The 18,975-nt window shown below is 62.7% G+C and carries 20 protein-coding genes; 12 read left to right on the forward strand and 8 right to left on the reverse strand.

Annotation, left to right across the window (positions count from 1 at the left end; genetic code table 11):
* The first annotated feature begins 18 nt into the window (after positions 1–18).
* The 3 genes from IWX87_RS15235 to IWX87_RS15245 all read left to right on the forward strand — a co-directional run bounded on the left by IWX87_RS15235 (position 19) and on the right by IWX87_RS15245 (position 3,511).
* The gene (locus tag IWX87_RS15235) at positions 19–1,404 is read left to right on the forward strand and encodes an MFS transporter (protein ID WP_196864382.1); all 1,386 of its coding nucleotides are present in this window, start codon (positions 19–21) and stop codon (positions 1,402–1,404) included.
* A gap of 159 nt (positions 1,405–1,563) precedes the next feature.
* Positions 1,564–2,283 carry a response regulator transcription factor gene (locus IWX87_RS15240; RefSeq protein WP_196864383.1) on the forward strand — a complete coding sequence of 240 codons (720 nt, stop codon included), beginning with the start codon at positions 1,564–1,566 and terminating at the stop codon, positions 2,281–2,283.
* A gap of 7 nt (positions 2,284–2,290) precedes the next feature.
* Entirely contained in the window at positions 2,291–3,511 is a 1,221-nt protein-coding gene (locus tag IWX87_RS15245; protein ID WP_280757247.1) for an ATP-binding protein, read from the forward strand.
* A 288-nt stretch (positions 3,512–3,799) separates the two neighbouring features.
* On the opposite strand, the gene waaF is transcribed toward IWX87_RS15245, so the two are convergent.
* From waaF to IWX87_RS15260, 3 genes are all read right to left on the reverse strand, one after another.
* Positions 3,800–4,804: a lipopolysaccharide heptosyltransferase II gene (gene waaF / locus IWX87_RS15250; RefSeq protein WP_196864384.1), complete on the reverse strand. Its 1,005-nt coding sequence runs from the start codon at positions 4,802–4,804 to the stop codon at positions 3,800–3,802.
* Positions 4,805–5,030: 226 nt separating this feature from the next.
* Entirely contained in the window at positions 5,031–5,240 is a 210-nt protein-coding gene (locus tag IWX87_RS15255; protein ID WP_196864385.1) for a zinc-finger domain-containing protein, read from the reverse strand.
* Between the two features lie 37 nt (positions 5,241–5,277).
* Positions 5,278–6,219: a branched-chain amino acid transaminase gene (locus IWX87_RS15260; RefSeq protein ID WP_196864386.1), complete on the reverse strand. Its 942-nt coding sequence runs from the start codon at positions 6,217–6,219 to the stop codon at positions 5,278–5,280.
* Between the two features lie 375 nt (positions 6,220–6,594).
* Here IWX87_RS15260 and IWX87_RS15265 point away from each other — a divergent pair, with 375 nt between their 5' ends.
* The 5 genes from IWX87_RS15265 (at position 6,595) to IWX87_RS15285 (ending at position 11,486) form a co-directional block, all read left to right on the forward strand.
* Positions 6,595–7,065, forward strand: a complete 471-nt coding sequence (locus tag IWX87_RS15265) for a spore coat protein U domain-containing protein (protein WP_231376554.1) — start codon at positions 6,595–6,597, stop codon at positions 7,063–7,065.
* 24 nt (positions 7,066–7,089) lie between these two features.
* The gene (locus IWX87_RS15270; protein WP_196864388.1) at positions 7,090–7,833 is read left to right on the forward strand and encodes a molecular chaperone; all 744 of its coding nucleotides are present in this window, start codon (positions 7,090–7,092) and stop codon (positions 7,831–7,833) included.
* A gap of 257 nt (positions 7,834–8,090) precedes the next feature.
* On the forward strand, positions 8,091–10,352 hold the full coding sequence (locus IWX87_RS15275; RefSeq protein ID WP_196864389.1) for a fimbria/pilus outer membrane usher protein: 2,262 nt from the start codon (positions 8,091–8,093) through the stop codon (positions 10,350–10,352).
* A 43-nt stretch (positions 10,353–10,395) separates the two neighbouring features.
* A complete protein-coding gene (locus tag IWX87_RS15280; protein ID WP_196864390.1) occupies positions 10,396–10,908 on the forward strand; it encodes a spore coat U domain-containing protein in 513 nt (170 codons plus the stop codon).
* Positions 10,909–10,994: 86 nt separating this feature from the next.
* On the forward strand, positions 10,995–11,486 hold the full coding sequence (locus tag IWX87_RS15285; protein ID WP_196864391.1) for a spore coat U domain-containing protein: 492 nt from the start codon (positions 10,995–10,997) through the stop codon (positions 11,484–11,486).
* A gap of 142 nt (positions 11,487–11,628) precedes the next feature.
* On the opposite strand, the gene IWX87_RS15290 is transcribed toward IWX87_RS15285, so the two are convergent.
* Entirely contained in the window at positions 11,629–12,042 is a 414-nt protein-coding gene (locus tag IWX87_RS15290; protein WP_196864392.1) for a glycerate kinase, read from the reverse strand.
* 227 nt (positions 12,043–12,269) lie between these two features.
* On the opposite strand from IWX87_RS15290, the gene IWX87_RS15295 reads away from it, so the two are divergent.
* Positions 12,270–12,515, forward strand: a complete 246-nt coding sequence (locus IWX87_RS15295; RefSeq protein WP_196864393.1) for a hypothetical protein — start codon at positions 12,270–12,272, stop codon at positions 12,513–12,515.
* Positions 12,516–12,707: 192 nt separating this feature from the next.
* Here the strand turns inward: IWX87_RS15295 and radA are convergent, their stop codons facing one another.
* The 4 genes from radA to IWX87_RS15315 form a co-directional block, all read right to left on the reverse strand.
* A complete protein-coding gene (radA, locus tag IWX87_RS15300; protein WP_196864419.1) occupies positions 12,708–14,087 on the reverse strand; it encodes a DNA repair protein RadA in 1,380 nt (459 codons plus the stop codon).
* A 108-nt stretch (positions 14,088–14,195) separates the two neighbouring features.
* Positions 14,196–15,572, reverse strand: coding sequence for a bifunctional DedA family/phosphatase PAP2 family protein (locus IWX87_RS15305; RefSeq protein ID WP_231374832.1), 1,377 nt, complete (start codon positions 15,570–15,572; stop codon positions 14,196–14,198).
* A gap of 50 nt (positions 15,573–15,622) precedes the next feature.
* On the reverse strand, positions 15,623–16,192 hold the full coding sequence (locus IWX87_RS15310) for a phosphatase PAP2 family protein (protein WP_348535213.1): 570 nt from the start codon (positions 16,190–16,192) through the stop codon (positions 15,623–15,625).
* Between the two features lie 152 nt (positions 16,193–16,344).
* Positions 16,345–16,539 carry a diacylglycerol kinase gene (locus IWX87_RS15315; RefSeq protein WP_196864395.1) on the reverse strand — a complete coding sequence of 65 codons (195 nt, stop codon included), beginning with the start codon at positions 16,537–16,539 and terminating at the stop codon, positions 16,345–16,347.
* 44 nt (positions 16,540–16,583) lie between these two features.
* Between IWX87_RS15315 and hpaI the strand changes: the two genes are divergently transcribed.
* The 3 genes from hpaI to IWX87_RS15330 all read left to right on the forward strand — a co-directional run bounded on the left by hpaI (position 16,584) and on the right by IWX87_RS15330 (position 18,927).
* Positions 16,584–17,390, forward strand: a complete 807-nt coding sequence (hpaI, locus tag IWX87_RS15320; RefSeq protein WP_196864396.1) for a 4-hydroxy-2-oxoheptanedioate aldolase — start codon at positions 16,584–16,586, stop codon at positions 17,388–17,390.
* A gap of 57 nt (positions 17,391–17,447) precedes the next feature.
* Positions 17,448–17,852: a 5-carboxymethyl-2-hydroxymuconate Delta-isomerase gene (locus IWX87_RS15325; protein WP_196864397.1), complete on the forward strand. Its 405-nt coding sequence runs from the start codon at positions 17,448–17,450 to the stop codon at positions 17,850–17,852.
* Positions 17,853–17,952: 100 nt separating this feature from the next.
* Positions 17,953–18,927: a 2-dehydropantoate 2-reductase gene (locus IWX87_RS15330; RefSeq protein WP_196864398.1), complete on the forward strand. Its 975-nt coding sequence runs from the start codon at positions 17,953–17,955 to the stop codon at positions 18,925–18,927.
* The last annotated feature ends 48 nt before the right edge of the window (positions 18,928–18,975 follow it).

Raw genomic sequence — 18,975 nt, forward strand, 5'->3', positions numbered from 1 at the left:
CCACAAACTTCAACCCCTATGTCAGACAAAACCTTTTCCTCTCCTCTCACCACATCGCCATCTTCTGCAGCAACCGGCCCTGAACAAAGTTCGCCTGCGCCCAAGCCCGGCTGGCGCGAGGTTTGGCGCGTCTATTCAGAAGCGGCCACGCTGCGCATGCTTCTGCTCGGTTTTTCAGCCGGACTGCCGCTGCTGCTGGTGTTTGGCACGCTGAGCTTCTGGCTGCGCGAAGCCGGCATCGACCGCACCACGATTGGCTATCTGAGCTGGGTTGGCCTGGCCTACGGCTTCAAGTGGGCCTGGGCGCCGCTGGTGGACCGCCTGCCGATTCCGCTGCTCACGCGCTGGCTGGGTCGGCGTCGCAGCTGGCTGCTGCTGTCGCAGGTCACGATCATGGTGGCGCTGGTCTTCATGGCGCTGACCGATCCGAAAGTGGCATTGATGCCGGTGGTGTGGTGCGCGCTGGCCGTGGCCTTTGGCTCGGCCACGCAGGACATTGCGCTGGATGCCTACCGCATCGAGTCGGCCGACACGCAGCGCCAGGCCGCGCTGGCAGCAAGCTACCAGACCGGCTACCGCATGGCGATGATCTGGTCGGGCGCAGGCGCGCTGTGGATTGCCGCGCGGGTCGAAGTCGCCGGGGTCACCAGCTACCAGCACGGTGCCTGGCAGGCAGCTTACCTGGTCATGGCCGCGTCGATGCTGCTGGGGGTGGTCACGGTGCTGTGCTCGCCCGAACCCCAGCGCCGCGAACTACCGCCCAGCAAGAACGCAGCCGACTGGCTCAAGGGCGCACTGATCGAGCCGTTCGCCGACTTCCTGCGCCGTTACGGCAAGCAGGCGCTGCTGATTCTGGGCCTGATTGCGCTGTACCGCATCAGCGATGTGGTGATGGGCATCATGGCCAATCCTTTTTATGTCGACATGGGCTACACCAAGGACGAGGTGGCCACCGTCACCAAGATCTATGGCGTCATCATGACGCTGGTCGGTGCCTTTCTGGGCGGCGGGCTGGCGATGCGTTTTGGCGTGATGAAGGTGCTGATGCTGGGCGCGGTGCTGAGCGCCGGCAGCAACCTGATGTTTGCCTGGCTGGGCACGCGCGGCCACGATGTGACGGCGCTGATCTTTGTCATTTCAGCCGACAACCTGTCCAGTGGCATTGCCTCGGCGGCCTTCATTGCCTATTTGTCGAGCCTGACCAACATCAACTATTCAGCCACCCAGTACGCGCTGTTCAGCTCCATGATGCTGCTGCTGCCCAAGGCGCTGGCGGGGTATTCAGGTGCGTATGTGGATGCGTTTGGCTACAGCAACTTTTTTACCGCCACTGCATTGCTCGGCGTGCCGGTGCTGCTGCTGATTGCCTTGGCTTCACGTTCAAAAACGGCTCCTGCGCAATAGCATCATTCCTTCATAGCTATTGATTAAATAGCAGACTGAACGCTTTGTTTACCGTATCTTTACGGTGGCTTAAAGTGCAATTGTTGCGCCTGGCGCACCATGAAGCCTGTGGCGCCGGTTCTTGCAAAAGGACGCGCCATTCCAATTAGAGGACGGTCCATGACACAACAACTTTTGATGATCGAAGACGACACCCGCCTGGCCAGCATGGTGGGCGAATATTTACGCCAATCAGGCTATGGTTTTTCGCATGCCGCTACCGGCGCCAGCGGCCTGGAAGCGCTGCAGGCCAGTTCGCCCGACCTGGTGATCCTGGACCTGATGCTGCCCGACATGGATGGGCTGGAAGTGTGCCGCCGCATCAAGGGCCAGGGCGGCGACGCATCGCGCACCGCCGTGCTGATGCTGACGGCCAAGGGCGACCCGATGGACCGTATCGTCGGCCTAGAGATTGGCGCCGACGACTACCTGCCCAAGCCCTTCGAGCCGCGCGAGTTGCTGGCGCGCATCCGCGCCGTGCTGCGCCGGGGTGGCGACAACAGCGGCAACAGCGTTTCGGCGGGCAGCCACAGGGTGATGCGCTTCGGCTCGCTGGAGATTGACCGCGATGCGCGCTCGGTGTCGGTGTCGGGCAACCTGTGCGAGCTGACCTCTTACCAGTTTGACCTGCTGGTGGCCCTGAGCGAGCGCGCCGGCCGCGTGCTCAGCCGCGACCAGATCATGGAAGCGGTGCGCGGCCGCGAACTCGAAGCCTTCGACCGTTCAATCGACGTGCACATGGGCCGCATCCGCAGCGCTATCGAGATGGACGCCAAGGACCCCAAGCGCATCCTCACGGTGCGCGGCGTCGGCTACGTGTTTGCCAAGCAGCAAGACTGAGCGCCGGGTGAGCTCGCAAATCTGGTCCCGCTTCACCTCGCACCTGTATGTGCGCATCTGGCTGGCCGTTGTGGCCACGGTGGTGGTGCTGACCTTCCTGGTTGCCGCAGCGTGGCATTTCAGCACCGACCCGCCGCAACTCCCGATCCGTGAAGTACTGGTGCACAACGCCGATGGTCAGGTCATTGGCACGGCACAGACCAAGCCTGACCGCCAGCGGGGCGAAGACATCGAATTCGACGTGGTGACAACCGACGGCCAGACCCTGAACCTGCTGCTGCCCCGCCCGCAACGCCCACCGGGCAGTGCCTGGAACCGGCCGCCGTTTGGCTTCAGCTTTGGCTGGATGCTCGGCCTGGTCGGGCTGGCTGTCGCTGTGGGGGCCTATCCGGTGATGCGGCGCCTGACACTGCGGCTCGAAGCCCTGCAGCGCGGCGTCGAGCGCTGGGGCGCGGGCGACCTGTCGGCGCGCATCAACACCGAAGGACGCGACGAAGTGGCTTTTCTGGCGCGGCGCTTCAACCATGCGGCCGAACGCATCGAAACGCTGATGGACTCGCACAAATCGCTGCTCGCCAATGCCTCGCACGAGTTGCGCTCGCCGCTGGCGCGCATCCGCATGGGTCTGGAATTGATGGGCGTTGACAAGGCGTCACCCCAGCGAATGGAAATAGCGAGAAGCATCACCGAGCTGGACCAGCTGATCGATGAAATCCTGCTGGCCAGCCGGCTGGACACCAAACAGGCAGACGCCGAACCGTTCGAAACCCTGGACCTGACGGGGCTGGCTGCCGAGGAATGCGCACGCGTCAATGCCGAGCTGATGGCCGAGTTGCAAACCGGGCCGGATGCCGACCACAGCCTGACGCTGCAGGGTTCGCCCCGACTGCTGCGCCGGCTGATTCGCAACCTGCTGGAAAATGCCCGGCGCTACACCCATGGCGACATCACGCTGGAGCTGGCACAAACCGGCGCAGCCAAGCACCAAAAAGCCATCATTCGGGTGCATGACCGGGGGCCAGGTGTGCCGGCCGAGCAGCGCGAACGTATCTTCGAGCCGTTTTACCGTCTGCCCGGCGCCAGCGAACGCGAAGGCGGCGTGGGCCTGGGGCTGGCACTGGTCAAGTCGATCAGCGAGCGCCATGGCGGCACCGTGCGCTGCGAAGCCCGACCGGGAGGCGGTGCTTCATTCATTGTCGAGTTGCCCATCGGGGAAACCAGACCGTGAACTTGTTCACGAAACTTGAAGTTTCAACTAAAAATGTGAAAATCCCCTCTTTTGGGGATGTTCAGAACCAACAAGCTGAAGCACAGTAAGGGTGTTGCTGTCACAACACTTGAAACCAGATAAAGTTGATAAAAATTCGGAAAAGGCTGGCCATCAAAAAAAGATTCAGCGCTTCACCGAACAAGATTTTCTGAGAGGACTTTTACAAGGCCACCGCAAGGTGGCCTTTTTTTTGACCGTTCACTGCGTACGGCCATGCTTGCTGCTCTTGTTCTACCCCCGCACCCATTAATTTGTTTGCAGCGCCACCAGCACCCGCTCTGCGCCAATGTCATTCAGGCAGCGCGTGTGCCCCAGCGGACACTCGCGGGCAAAGCATGGGGCACAGTCGAGTGGCGGCTGGTAGGCGGGGTCGGCTTTCAGCCAAAGCACATGGGCCTTGTCGCTCAGGGGTGGTGTATGCAACGGGCTGGACGAGCCAAAAATGGCCACCTGCGGCACGCCCAACGCAGCCGCGACATGCATCAGGCCAGAGTCGTTGCTGACGGTGCTGCGGCTGGCGGCAATCAGCGCCAAGGCCTGAGGCAGCGAGGTCTTGCCGGCCAGGTTCAGGCATTTGCCCGATTGCACGGCATTCACCGGCGCGGCAATCTCGTCACACAGCGCTGCTTCCTTGCCGGAGCCGAGCAGCACGACCGTTGCGTCCAGCTTCGCGGCCAGTTCTGAAAAATGGCGGGCGGGCCAGCGCTTGGCAGGACCAAATTCGGCACCCGGCGCAAACACCACATAGGCACTGCGCGACAAACCCAGTTCGCACAACGTGGCCTCGACCTGCGCCGCATCGATCTGCATTTCGGGCCGGTCACCCTCCAGGCCGCTTTCCCCGCTCAGGGCCGAATAAAACGCCACCATGGGGGGCTTGTTCTTCGGGTTTTTCAGCCGGTGTGTGAGCAGGCCGACACGCGCCTCGCCCAGGTAGCCAATGCGCTGGGGAATGCTGGCCAAAAACGGCAACAACGCGCTTTTCAGCGAATTAGGCAACACATAGGCTTTGTCGAACTGACCCGAAAGGCGTTTGGCAATGCTGCGGCGCGCCTTGAATTGCAGGCCGCCGTGGGCAAACGGGAATTCGATGACTTCTGCCACCTGCGGCATGGCGCGGTACACCGGCGCCACCCATGGCAGCGCGCCCACCGTCAGGCGCTCGCCGCGCGCGCGCAGCCGACGCAACAGTGGCTCGGTCATGACCGCGTCGCCAATCCACTGCGGGGCAATGATGAGGGCGTTGGTCATTCAGGATTCAAGCCGCCGAGGATGTTGCCCCCACGCTTGTCGCTTGGTGTGCTGCGCTGCCCCCCCGATGGGGCCGCTGCGCCTGCAGCCCGGCAAAGCCGGTTCTGCGGCCCCTGCTGGAGGGAGATATGCCCCGCGCTTTGCTGCGGGTATGCTGCGCCAGACCGCAGGCGCAGCGCCCCCTCGGGGGGCAGCGACCCGCGCAGCGGCGGACCGTGGGGGCTTGTCAGTGCCCGCCACCGACATGTTCCCCCGCCTTCAATCGGTACACGGTGCCGCAGTAGGAACACTTGGCCTCGCCGGTGCGCGCCACGTCCAGAAAGACCCGAGGGTGGTTGTTCCACAGCTTCATGTCGGCCTTTGCGCTGGGGCAGGTGATGCAGCCCTGGTCATTGAGGTCGCTGGCCAGCAGTTCGATGGAGGATGATTTGTTCATGATGTCAGGCTTGCGTTGCTATTTTTGACGGACGCACTCAGACCTTGGTCAGCCACGAAGCGTATTTGGGGTTGCGGCCATTCACGATGTCAAAGAACGCCGCCTGGATTTTTTCGGTGATCGGGCCGCGCGAGCCGCTGCCGATGTCGATGCGGTCGAGTTCGCGGATCGGCGTCACTTCAGCCGCCGTGCCCGAGAAGAACGCCTCGTCCGAAATGTAGATTTCGTCGCGGGTGATCGGCTTTTCCTTGATGGTGATGCCCAAGTCCTCGCAGATGGCAAAAATCGTGTTGCGTGTGATGCCGTTCAGTGCGCCGGCGCTGGAGTCAGGCGTATAAACCACGCCCTTGCGCACGATGAACAGGTTCTCGCCCGCGCCTTCGGAGGCAAAGCCCTGCGGGTCCAGCAGCAGAGCTTCGTCGTAACCTTCGTCGGTGGCTTCCATGTTGGCCAAAATCGAGTTGGTGTAGTTGCTCACCGCCTTGGCGTGGATCATGGTGATGTTGACGTGGTGGCGCGTGAAGCTGCTGGTCTTGACACGAATGCCACGCCGCATGCCTTCCTCGCCCAGGTACGCGCCCCAGGTCCAGGCAGCGACCATCAAATGAATCGTGTTGCCCTTGGGACTGACGCCGAGTTTTTCGGAACCAATCCAGGTCAATGGGCGAATGTAGCCGCTTTCCAGATGGTTTTCGCGCACCACGGCGAGTTGCGCGTCCATCACCTCTTGCGGCGTGAACGGGATTTTCATGCGCAGGATCTTGGCGCTGTTGAACAGACGCTCGGTGTGCTCCTCCAGCCGGAAAATCCCGGTGCTGCCATCGGCCAGCTTGTAGGCACGAACGCCTTCAAAAGCGCCACAGCCGTAGTGCAGGGTGTGGGTCAGCACATGGATCTTGGCCTCGCGCCACTCGACCATCTGGCCGTCCATCCAGATTTTGCCGTCGCGATTTTCCATGGAGGGGGCTGCTGGGGACATGCTGATGATCCTGTAAATGAATGAGTGTTGACTTGAATCGATTCTGGCCGGATTGTTGCCACTGCAGACGGCCAGCGCAGGCAGTGCAAAACTCCGAAGGCTGATTTTACGGTCCAGACACAGCGCCAAGTCTGAGGCACGCAAATTCGACTGGCGACGACTTGCATGAAATCTGGAAAGAAAAGTTTGCCTCGGATGGGCAGTTTGAATTTTGGGTTCATGCACCGCACACGTCCCGTTGCAAGTCCATGTTCGTTAACGAACATACAAAAAAATAATTCAGAGTTACAAACCATTTACAAAATTCATTTTTGTTATTTTTAACGTTTTTTGTAATTTTTGACGTTTTCAACAATGAGGTTCTGTATGAAAAATATGAACAGGCTTGCAGTGGCGATTGGTGCGTTGGTGCTGGGCAATGCGGCTGGCGCCGCCACGGCCGTGGGAACCCTGGACGTGAGCGCAACCATTGCCGCCAACTGCGTGTTTGCGGCGACAAATGCCACGCTGCCATTTGGCGCGCTGACGGTGACCGATCTGGCCAACGGCAAGAATGAGACTGCCCCGGCGACAGTCAACATCACCTGCACCAATTCAGGTGTTGCGGCGGTACTCTACGGCGCGGCGACCCGTAACATGGCGAGCGGCGCCAATGTGGTGGCCTACGAGGTGTACACGGACGCTGGCCGAACCACAGCGCTCAGTTCAACCCTGGCAGGCGGTGTCACTGTGGCGGCCGATGGGACCCAGAAGACGATTACGCTGTATGGAAGGACCGCCGCACTTCAGGGGGTCAAACCCGTTGGCACGTATACCCAGGCACTGGCGCTTACCGTCGAGTTCTGATCGCCCCTGCCTGGAGTCGTCCTGATGGCTGATTCACTTGATTTGCAGAGTGGTGCCAAGCGGCGCTGCCGCTTGATCGGCTGGGCGCTTGGCTCCCTGCTTGCGGCAAATGCCGCCGGTGCAATGGGCATTTCACCGGTGCTGGTGGAGTTGTCACCCAAGGCCCGTGTCGCTTCTGTCACGCTGACCAACCCGTCAGCACAGGCCAAGACCTTTCAGGCACAAACACTTTCCTGGCGCCAGCACGAAGGAGTGGACCAGTACGCGGAAAGTGGCGACCTGCTGGTGTCGCCGTCGATTGCCCAAATCGGGGCGGGCCAGACACAGGTGTTTCGGGTGGTGTTGCGCGGTGCGGCACCGGCCCAGACTGAAAAGGCCTATCGCCTGATCCTTGAGGACATCACCGATGAAAATGAGCGCCAGAAACACCAGGCCATGGTTTACATGCTGCTGCGTTTCAACCTTCCCCTCTTTGCTGCACCGTCGGCCACCGCGCGGCCTGCACTGCGCTGGAGCCAGTGCGCCGCAACGGCGGGTCAGGGCTGCGTCCGGCTGGACAACGACGGCAACCGGCGTATCCGGCTTTCGGCACTGAACGTCCAAACCCAGGGTTGGCACCTGGAACTCGCGGGTGGCGTCACGGTACTGGCGGGCGCCTGGCACCAATGGACTTTCGACCAGGCAGCTGACGTGCGCATGCCGTGGCAAATCAGCGCCCAATCCGAAGCCGGTCCCCTGATCGCAGAAGTCCTCGTTGCACCGCCCTGAGGTAGCGCCATGACGTGTTTTGGCATCCAAATCAATGCTGACAAATGCCCCGTGCCGGTTTAACGAATGACTTGCATCACCATGGCCGTACCAACCGCCTGCTTTTGCGCACCTTGCAGAAAGCCCTGATGCCCTTGCTTTGCCTAGGCGCGGTGCCGCCAGCATGGAGCGCTTCACAAAATAGCCCGCCAGCCGAGCGCTTGCCGCGACCCGCCGGCGACAGTGTATTTTTGGCACTGCCCCGAGAGAAAGATGCCATGCGTCAAGCGGAAAGCCTGCTGCTCGAAGTCGAAGTCAACAGCGAAATCCTGCCCGGTATTGTCCGCGTCGAGCGTCTAGCCGATGGCCGTCTTGCCCTGCCGGTCGAGGCTTGGGCGGCGGCACGCTTGCGGCCACCGCCCGGCGAGCCGCTGGTACTGCCCGATGGCCAACGCGGTTATGCACTTCAGGACGTGACAGGCCTGACGCATGAACTTGACCTTGGCCGTCTGGTGCTTCAGGTCAAGGCGCCGGCCACTGCCTTTCTAGAAACCTCGCTGGCCATTGGCGCAGACCGCGCAACGTTTCCCACGCCGTCATCCCCCGGCTTCTATCTCAACTACGACGCGACGCTCACCCGGACCGGCGGCAACCGTGACAACAGCGGTATATTTCTCGAAGGGGTGGCCTTCAGCGGCAAGGCCTCTTTCGTCAGCGGAGCGGTGGTGCGCGACAACGGGTTCAACCGGGAAACCGTGCGCACCGAAACCTACTGGCGCCAGGACCTGCCGGGCCGCAGGGAAACGCTGGTGGTGGGTGACGCCGTGGGCAGCGGCGGTGCCTGGAGCCGACCGGTGCGCTATGGCGGCATCCGTTTTGCGCGCGATTTCAGCCTCACGCCTGGCTACATCTCCTATCCCCTGCCCACGCTGTCGGGGTCGGCGGCGCTGCCTTCGGCGGTCAATGTGATCGTCAACAACCAGCGGCGCAGCAGCGGCCTGAACGTAGGGGCCGGACCGTTCGACCTGACGCAAGTGCCAGTGGTCACCGGCAGCGGCGAGGTGAGTCTTGTGGTGCGTGACCTGCGTGGCGTGGAAACGGTCATTTCCCAACGTTATTACCTGTCGCCCCTGCTGCTGGCGGCGGGCCTGTCCGACTTTTCTTTCGAGGCCGGTGCGCTGCGACGCAACTTCGGCCAGCCTGACAGCGACTACGGTCCCGGCTTTGCGGCGGCTACTTACCGTTACGGCATCACGTCCGCGCTTACCGGTGAAGGCCGGATCGAAACCCAGAAAGAACGGCAGGCGGCCGGCGTCGAGGTCACAGGACTGCTCGCATCGCTGGGGTCGGCGCGCGCCGCCGCCGCATGGTCATGCAGCCAGGGCGATGCCCGCGCGCTTCCCGGCAATGGGGGCCGCTACCTGCTGGGCATTGAACGCAGCGCACCTGCCGGCGCTTCGGGTTCGCTGCAATGGGAGCATTTCGACGCCGGCTTCGAACAGTTTGGCAGCCTGGGCGAGGAAACCCGACCCAAAGGCCGCCTGCAGGCCGCCCTGGGTATGCCGCTGGGCGAGTTGTCGCTGGGCATGAGCTACACCCGGCAGACCACCTGGGAGGGCGACAATTTCCGCCTGGCGGCCGTGAATGTCGGCACCCGGCTGTTCGGCAATGTGTTTCTCAGCCTCTACGCCAACAGGCAATTCGGCACCCAGCAGGGCTGGAACGCGGGCCTGAGCCTGATCATGCCGCTGGAAAAGCAGCGCAGCGTCATTGCCACCAGCAACCACAACAGCGAAGGCCGTTTCACCAACACGGTGCAAGCCAGCCAGCCACCGCCCATCGGGCCGGGCTGGGGGTGGCGCCTGAACGCGAGCGACCAGGCCCGCCAGCAAGCCCAGGCCGGTGCAACGCTCAACACCCATTTCGGGCAGTTTCTGGCCGACTTCAACACCGGCACCGACAACAACGCCATTCGCCTGGGCGCCAACGGTTCGCTGGGCTGGCTCGCGGACCTGCCCTTTTTCACCCGGCGCATCGACCATGGCGCGTTTGCCGTGGTGCGCGTTGCCGACCTGGCGGGCGTGCCGGTGTACCGCAGCAACCAGGTCGCCGCGCTAACCAACGCCCGTGGCCTGGCACTGGTCACCGACCTGCTGCCGTACCAGCAGAACCAGCTCACCATCGACCCGGCAGAACTGCCGTTCGACATCGAGATCGGCGGCACCCTGAAAATGGCCACGCCCTATGCGCGCAGCGGCGTGGTGGTCGATTTTCCGGTGCGGCGCACACGCAATGCACTGGTCGTGCTGCACCAGGCCCGTGGCGCGCCCGTGCCGGCGGGCGCCCGGGTGAGCGTGCAGCCGGGCAACGGGGATTTCGTGGTGGGCAAACGGGGCGAAGCCTACCTGATGGACCTGGGCGATGCCAACCACCTGGCGGTGACCTGGAAAGAAGGCGGGTGTGCACTCGACGTCGCGCTCGATCCTGCCGGCCCCAGCGAACCCCATCTTGGACCGCTGGCTTGCGCAGGCGGCCATTGACAGGCAGTGCCGCCCCTCCCAACACGCCAGCAAAGGAATTCAAATGGACACGCTTAGAGTGCAATGGCTGGCCGCAGCGCTGCTGGTGCTTGGCAGCACCGCCGCCGCAGCGGGCTCGGCAAACGCCACCCTGGCCGTGTCGGCCAGCGTCAGCCTGACCTGCGCGATCACCACCACTCCCGTGAATTTTGGCCCCTACGATCCGTCGTCCCGCTCAGCGACAGAGGCCGCCGGCGCGGTGATGATCACCTGCACGCAAGGGGCAATTTGCGACATCGCGCTGGATGCCGGCGCCCATCCCCGGGTCCCCGGCAATATCGCGACGCGCCGCATGAAGCCGGCCGAACCCGGTCACAGCCTGCCCTATGCGCTGTTTACCGACAGCGCTCGTGGCATGCTCTGGGGCAATCAGTTCAACAACAATGACCGTTTCGTCACGCATGTCGGCAATGGCATGGCCCGCCAGTACACCGTTTATGGCCGTATTACCGCCGGGCAGCTTTTACCGGCCGGTCTTTATGCGGATACGGTCATTGCGACCCTGACCTATCACTGATGAGCCTGCTTGATGTCGTGTCCACTGGCGATGGCGGTGCCTCTTTTGCCCGCGCCGTGAACTCTGATCGGCCAAGGAAACACACCATGAAACCACTGTTCGTTCCCGTCCTGGCAGGGCTGTTGCTGGCCTTGCCTTTGCCCGCTTCGGCTGTGTGCAGTGGTTGTTCTTGCTCAGTCAGCACTGCCGCAGTCGCTTTCGGTGCCTATTCCCCGTTGTCTGGATCGCCCGGCTTGGCCACTGGCAACGTGTCCATGCGCTGCACCACCACGCTGGGTTTGCTGATCGATTACAGCATTGACCTGGACAAAGGCAGCAACAGCACCAGCTTCAGTCCACGCAAAATGGCCAGTGGCAGCTACCGCCTGAACTACGACCTTTACATCTCCGCCGCATATGGGTCCATCTGGGGTGACAACACCAGCGGCACCAGTCGCATAACCGGCAGTGCCACGCTGAATTTATTGAGCGCGACGACCGTGAACAGCACAGTTTATGGCCGCATTCCGGCCGGCCAGAATTTTGTGCCGCCCGGCTTTTACAACGACGCTGTCGTCGTGACCATCACCTACAACTAGCGCTTGGCGCTGCATCCTGACGCCATGCGGCCGCTTTACCAAGGCAACAGCGCCAGCCAGCCAGCCAGCCAGCCAGCCAGCGCAAACCGGGCCTACCGATGAATGCATTTTCGCCGGGCATCACAAACCCCACCAAAGATGCTTACAACGCAGGCGGCAACTCGCTTTCGGCAGGCCGGAACAACTCGTGGTGCGCCAGCTTGCCGCCGACAAACGTGCAGGTGACATGCGAGCCCGAGCCGTCGGTCCAGCGAAAGATTTCAGGCTGCACGTCCTTTTCAGACTCCAGCTTGCCCAGGGCACGCGTCATGGCAATGACATGCATCAGCGTCACGCCGGGCTTGAGCTTGGCGTTGAGCATCACGGCGCTGCCCACATAACCCATCGGCCGTTCGGCCGCGCGCCGCAGGACCGTCATCATGCGGGTGAAATGCAGCAGCATCCACATCACCAGGCCGGTGGCAACCGCCACCACACCCAACCAGCCGTACTGCCGATAAGCCAGCGCGACCGCCGCCACGCCGGCGACAGGAATAAAGATTTTCTGAAAGTTCATGGCCTTATTTTCGCAGCCCTGGCGGGCCGCCAGCCTGCGGGGAATGCGTAGCGGCAACGGGTTATTTTTCCCCCAAGGTATTTGTCCTGCATGGAACGCTTCGGTCGGCTGTCGTGGTCGGTTGACTGGGCAAACGCCGTTGCCAGACGACACGCGCCGTCAACCCACCAGCGGCTAAATTCCCGCGGTGCCCCTCGGGGCAGTACAACGGGTTTACGATGCGGGCGATGGATGAACTCAACCAGCTCGCATCGTTAGGACTTGTCCTGCCCAGCCCGGCCTATATAGCAGGCGCCATTTTGTTCGGCATCATTGGCTACGTGGCGTTCAGGCGCGGCCGCAAGACATCGACGGCGTCGCTGACCTGGACCGGCGTGGCCTTGATGCTCTACCCGTATGCCGTGTCCCAAACCTGGCTGCTCTGGGCGGTTGGCGCGGGTTTGTGCGGATGGCTTTATGTCAAGTGGAACTAAGCCGGGGCGGCGAACTGACGGCGGTCTTCTACAACAGCACAGAACGGTCCGGCTCCATCTATTTTCTTAAGCCTTTTAAGGCGTTTCCGCACGACTGGTGAGCGCAACTAGCTACTATTTTCATAGCAACTGAGCAATCTGTGCTCCTTTGCAAGTTGCCGCGCAAGACTGACCGCACAGCGCTGAGCCAGTTCACTGCAAGCTGCGCACCAAATCCAGCGCCTCCTCAATCCGCTCGACCGGGTGGATGGTCAGCCCCTCGATCGGCTTTTTGGGTGCGTTCGCCTTGGGCACAACGGCGACGCTGAAACCCAGCTTGGCCGCTTCGCGCAGCCGCTCCTGGCCGCGCGGCGCGGGCCGCACTTCTCCGGCCAGGCCGACTTCGCCAAACGCCAGGAAACCCTTGGGCATGGCCTTGCCGCGCAGGCTTGAGGCAATCGCCAGCATCACCGCCAGGTCGGCCGCCGGTTCGCTGATGCGCACGCCGCCAACGGCATTGACAAACACGTCCTGGTCCATGCAGGCAACGCCGGCGTGGCGGTGCAGCACGGCCAGCAGCATCGCCAGCCGGTCCTTGTCCAGGCCCACGCTCAGGCGGCGCGGATTGGCGCCGCCGTCATCGACCAACGCCTGAATCTCGACCAGCAGCGGCCGCGTGCCCTCCAGCGTCACCATCACGCAGCTGCCGGGCACCGGCTCGCTGTGCTGGCTCAGGAACATGGCGCTCGGATTCGTCACGCCTTTGAGCCCCTTTTCGGTCATGGCAAAGACGCCGATCTCGTTGACCGCGCCAAAGCGGTTCTTGATGGCGCGCACCAGGCGGAAGCTCGAATGCGTGTCGCCTTCGAAATACAGCACGGTATCGACCATGTGCTCCAGCACGCGCGGGCCGGCCAGCGCGCCGTCTTTCGTCACATGGCCGACCAGGATGATGCACACGCCGCTGGACTTGGCCGTGCGCGTCAGGTGCGCCGCGCATTCGCGCACCTGCGCCACCGAGCCGGGTGCGGAGGTCAGCAGGTCGGAATACACCGTCTGGATCGAATCGATCACCGCAACCGCCGGCTGTGTGGCCTCCAGCGTCGCCAGGATCTTGTCGAGCTGGATCTCGGCCATGACTTTCACCTGCGAGCCGTCCAGCCCCAGCCGGCGCGAGCGCAGTGCCACCTGCGCGCCGCTTTCCTCGCCCGTCACGTACAGCGTGTTCAGCCCGGCGCGCTGCAGCGAATCGAGCGCCTGCAGCAGCAGCGTCGATTTGCCGATGCCCGGGTCGCCGCCGATCAGCACCACGCCGCCCTCGACGATGCCGCCGCCCAGCACCCGGTCGAGTTCCTCGTGACCGGTCGGCGTGCGGCTCATGTCACTGGCTTCGATGTCGGCCAGTGCGATGACTTCGGACGCCTTGGCCAGCCCCTGGCGCTGCGTGCTGTAGCGGTTTTTGACAGCGCCCGGGTTCTCGGCAACCGACTCGATCAGCGTGTTCCAGGCGTTGCAGTGCGGGCACTTGCCCAGCCACTTGGGGCTGATGCCGCCGCATTCGGTGCAGGTGTAAATCGTTTTTTCTTTGGCCATGCGCCTAGTGTATTGACGGCGCGCCCAGGCCAGGTCAGCCTGGCCGTCGGTGCCGTTGAAGTCATTGACAGGAACCGGGCATGTCTGCACGGTGCCGGCCTTGCCTCGTCAGGATTTTTTGGCGGCAAGGCGATGCGCCCAGTAAGTGTGTATTCCGGTGAGACACAACGTCAGCCAGGCAATGCCTTCGGCAAATGCGGCCAGCACGTCGCTCAGGTAATGCACGCCCAGGTACACCCGCGTCAGCGCCACCAGCGCCACCAGCGTGAAGGCGCCCAGGATTGCCGTCACGCGCCAGTGCCAGACCGGGGTCCTGGCCACCACCATCGCCGCCATGACGCCGTAAAACAGCGTGGCGCCGGCCACATGGCCGCTGGGAAAGCTGTAGGTGGTCAGTATCAGCAAGGGGTCGTCAAAGCTCGGGCGAACACGGTGAAAGACGTACTTCATGACCACGTTGAGCAGCATTCCGCAAGGCACTGTCAAGCCGACACACAGCAGCCAGTACCAGTTTCGCTTCCAGGCCAGATAGGCAGCCACCCATATCACCCCCGGCACGATCGCAATGGGGCCGAGAATGTTTGTCGCCGCCAGCATCGCCCCGGTCATCAGCGGGGTGGAGTGCGCATGAAACCATTGCGCCACCTGCAGGTCGATGACGGTGAGCGGGTCGCCGCTCACCACGTCCTCGGCAATTCCACCGAACAGCCAGCTCGCGCCGATCAACACTGCAGCCCCCACCGTCAGCTGCAAGCCCAAATAGCTGGTGGGCGAGAACCTGTCCTGGACAAAAGAAATCTGCGGTGCGAAGCGCTGGCGCACTGCACTGATGCGGGGACGCTCCAGAAAGCAGCTCCATGCTTGCCCCAGGACAGCTTCATGCCGGGTCGCCCAACGCCATAGCCAGGAAACCAGCAATGCGACCACCACCAGGCCGCCGACGATGGCGCTGGCTCGTCCAATCCAACGTTCAGCCGTTTGCCAGCTGGCACCCAGAAAGTAACCGAGTAAGGCCACCGCAGATGCCCAAAGTACCGCGCCAAGCACGTTGTAGGGCAAAAACGTTCGGTAAGCCATGTGCGAGGAGCCGGCCAGAAAGGGCACCAGCGCTCGGGCAAAACCGACAAACCGGCCCAGGAACACGGCCTTGCTGCCGTGCCGCGCAAAAAAGTCATCAGCGCTTTGCACGCGCGCCTCGTTCAGGCCAAAACGCCCGCCGTAGCGCAACAGGGCCGGGCGCCCCATCTGGCGGCCCATTTCATAGCCGATGCTGTCGCCGATGGCGGCCCCGACCGCCACGGCGACGATAAGCACATCGAGGTCCAGAGAGCCCTGAGCGGCCAGAAAACCGGCCACCAGCACCAGGCTCTCGCCAGGAATGACCAGCCCCAAGAACGCCGCCGATTCCAGCATTGCACCCAGGAAAATGATGAGGTAGCCCCACTGCCCAAGCCGCTCAACCACATTGACCAGGTACTGCAACATCGGCTTTCCTGCGTTGTTTTGGGCATGAGGGCCCGGTCACCATTAGTGGCTTAGCGGCGAATCCAGCCATGCGAGATGGGTTGCGCCAGAACGAGCCGGTAGAACTGCTCAATCCGCCACGTAACGGCCTCGCCAACCCTGACCCACATCATGTGGATGGCCAGCCAAGCAAGGCTTGCCACGGCCACCGCCCCCACCATATCCAGCGGAAAGTGCACGCCCAGATACACGCGTGCCCACGCCACAACCGCACCGGCTGCAAGAACGCTCCAGCCGATCAGTGAACGCACGGAATTGAAAACCAGCGTCAGCCCGATACCCACAAAAATAGTGGCGTGATCGCTGGGAAAGGACGAATCAGCTGCGTGCGCCATGAACGAATGGCCAAAGCCCATCATGAAGGGCCGCGGATGAGGCCAGAGCAAAATAATGATTTGATTCATACCCAATGCAAGCAGCACCACAAAACACCCTTTGAGCGCCAGGTTGCGTTGCCTTTCTTTTCCCCAACACCACAGGCCAATCAACACCAACGGAATCAGATAGATCAAGCCATTCGCCAGCAGAATGGCCGTGCCGATCCGCCAATGGGGCGTGTTCAGGTCGGCATTGATGCCCAAAAAAGTTGCCAGGTTGAGCGCTTCCAGAGTGTCCATCGAGTTTTGGTGGGTTTAAAGATGCGAGCCGAATGGCGGGAAGGCACGCAAGCGGCTCATGGCCTTGTTTCGTCATCAAGGCCAGAGAAATTGCGATCAATGTTTTGATAAATAGTCTACGCGAGCCAGGTCGATGCCAGGAAGGTAATAAACACGCCAAATCCCGTCAGGCGCAACACCAGCACCGCACCGGCCGCGCAGTTTTTGGCAATTCGAATCGCATCATGCTGTTCGGGATGAAGATGGTCCAGCGCATTTTCCAGCGCGGTGTTGAACAACCTGATGCCCGCAGCGCGGACACGTTGTAGCATTCCTGTCTGCCTTGCTTCCTCCAACCCGACACCGGACACCCCGCATGACCACCCCGATCAATCCCTTCAAGCAAGCACTGGCCGACAGACGGCCGCAAATCGGCCTCTGGCTGGGCCTGGCCGATGCCTACAGCGCGGAACTCTGCGCCGGCGCCGGCTTCGACTGGCTGCTGATCGACGGCGAACACTCGCCCAATGACCTGCGCAGCATCCTGGGCCAGTTGCAGGCGATTGCGCCGTATGCGTCGCACCCGATTGCACGCGTCCCGGTCGGACACGGCCACAGCGGCACCACGCTGATCAAGCAATACCTCGACCTGGGCGTGCAGACGCTGCTTGTGCCCATGGTCGACACGCCCGAGCAGGCCGCCGACCTGGTGCGTGCCATGCGCTACCCGCCGCAGGGCATTCGCGGCATGGGCGGCGCGCGGGCATCGGGCTGGGGCCGCAACCCGGCCTATGTGCATGACGCCAATACGCAGGTCTGCCTGCTGGTGCAGGCTGAAACCGAACTGTCATTGCGTAATCTGGACGCGATTGCCGCGACGCAAGGCGTGGACGGCGTGTTCATCGGCCCGGCCGACCTGTCGGCGTCGATGGGCCATGTCGGCAACCCCGGCCACCCTGAGGTGCAGGCGGCGATTGCCGACGCCATTGCGCGCATTTTGAAAGCTGGCAAGGCGGCGGGCATTTTGACGCCTGACGAGGCGCTGGCCCGCCATTACCTGAAACTCGGCGCCACCTTTGTCGCCGTGGGGCTGGACACCAACCTGCTGGCCAACACCACCAGCGCGCTGGCGGCACGCTTCAAAACCAGCGTGTCGGCCGCGCCGGCCAGCCAGACCTACTGAACGGCTGTTTCATTTTTGCCCTGTCCCTGCGTTTCGTTTCCCTCCTTGGAGTTCCCCATGCCGCACCTGACGATCGAATACACCGCCAACCTTGAAGCTTCGGCCGACATGGGCACGCTGTGCACCACCCTGGCGGCTACGCTGGTGGCGCTGCGCCATGACGACGGTGCCCCGCTGTTTCCAGTGGCCGGCACGCGCGTGATGGCCTGGCCGGCGCCGCATTTTGCAGTCGCCGACGGCCAGCCCGACCGCGCCTTCATCTACCTGAACCTGCTGATCACGCCGGGCCGCACCCCGGCCATGATCGCGCGCGCCGGCGAAGCGGTGCTGGCCAGCGTGAAGGCGCATTTGGCACCGGTGTTTGCCGCCCATGCCGTCGGGCTGACATTGCAGGTCCACGAAGGCGCGCCGGTTTATGAAGGCAAGCACAACAACCTGGCGACGCACATGACGCCAGCCTGAGCCGGCACCAAGCCGCTATTTAATCAATAGCTGCCAGCACATGAACCTATTGCGGAAAAGGCCTTTTTCTCTTAAATTTCGACGTCTGGAGACCTTCCCCATGAAAGTTTGCATTTACGGCGCAGGCGCCATTGGCGGCTGGATAGGCAGCGGGCTGGCGCATGCCGGCTGCAGCGTCAGCGTGGTGGCGCGCGGTGCCACGCTTGACGCGCTGCAGTTGCACGGGCTGCGCCTGCGCACGGGAAACCAGGTCACCTCTCAGGCCGTCGCCTCCAGCGACACGCCGGCTGACTTGGGCGTGCAGGATCTGGTGGTGCTGGCCGTCAAGGCGCCGTCACTGCCCGACGTGGCGCGCCAGATCGCGCCGCTGCTGGGCCCGCAAACCACCGTGCTGACAGCGATGAACGGCGTGCCGTGGTGGTTTTTGCAGGGCTTTGGCGGCACGCTGGCCGGCACGCGGCTGACCTCGGTGGACCCGGAAGGCACGCTGGCCGAAGCCTTGCCGGTGCAGCGCATCGTCGGATGCGTGGTGCATGCCAGCTGCTCGGTCGACGAGCCGGGGCAGGTTTTCCATCACTTCGGCAACAAGCTCATTTTGGGCGAACCGTCGGGCGAGAAAACCGGGCGCGTGCAGCAACTGGCGGCATGGATGGAAAAATCCGGCTTCGAGGTGGCGGTGTCAGACCAGATCCAGAAAGACATCTGGTTCAAGCTCTGGGGCAACATGACGGTCAACCCGATCAGCGCGCTGACCGGCGCCACCACCGACCTGATCATGAACGACGAACTGGTGCGCGGCTTCATCTCCCAGGTGATGCTCGAAGCCAAGGACATCGGCGCGCGTATCGGCATCCCGATTGACCAGCAGCCCGAAGACCGGCACCAGGTCACCCGCAAGCTCGGCGCCTTCAAAACCTCGATGCTGCAGGACGTGGAAGCCGGCAAGGCGCTGGAACTCGATGCGCTGGTGGCCGCCGTGCGGGAACTGGGCCAGTTGACCGGCGTGGCAACGCCGTTCACCGACGCGCTGCTCGGCCTGGCGCGGCTAAAGGCGCAGGTGCACGGTCTGTATTAAGCCATTTCAAGGCTTTTGCGCATACTGAGCGGTCTTAAGCAGCTATTA

This window comes from Polaromonas sp. CG_9.7, from assembly GCF_015752205.1.
Taxonomy (GTDB): Bacteria; Pseudomonadota; Gammaproteobacteria; order Burkholderiales; family Burkholderiaceae_C; genus Polaromonas.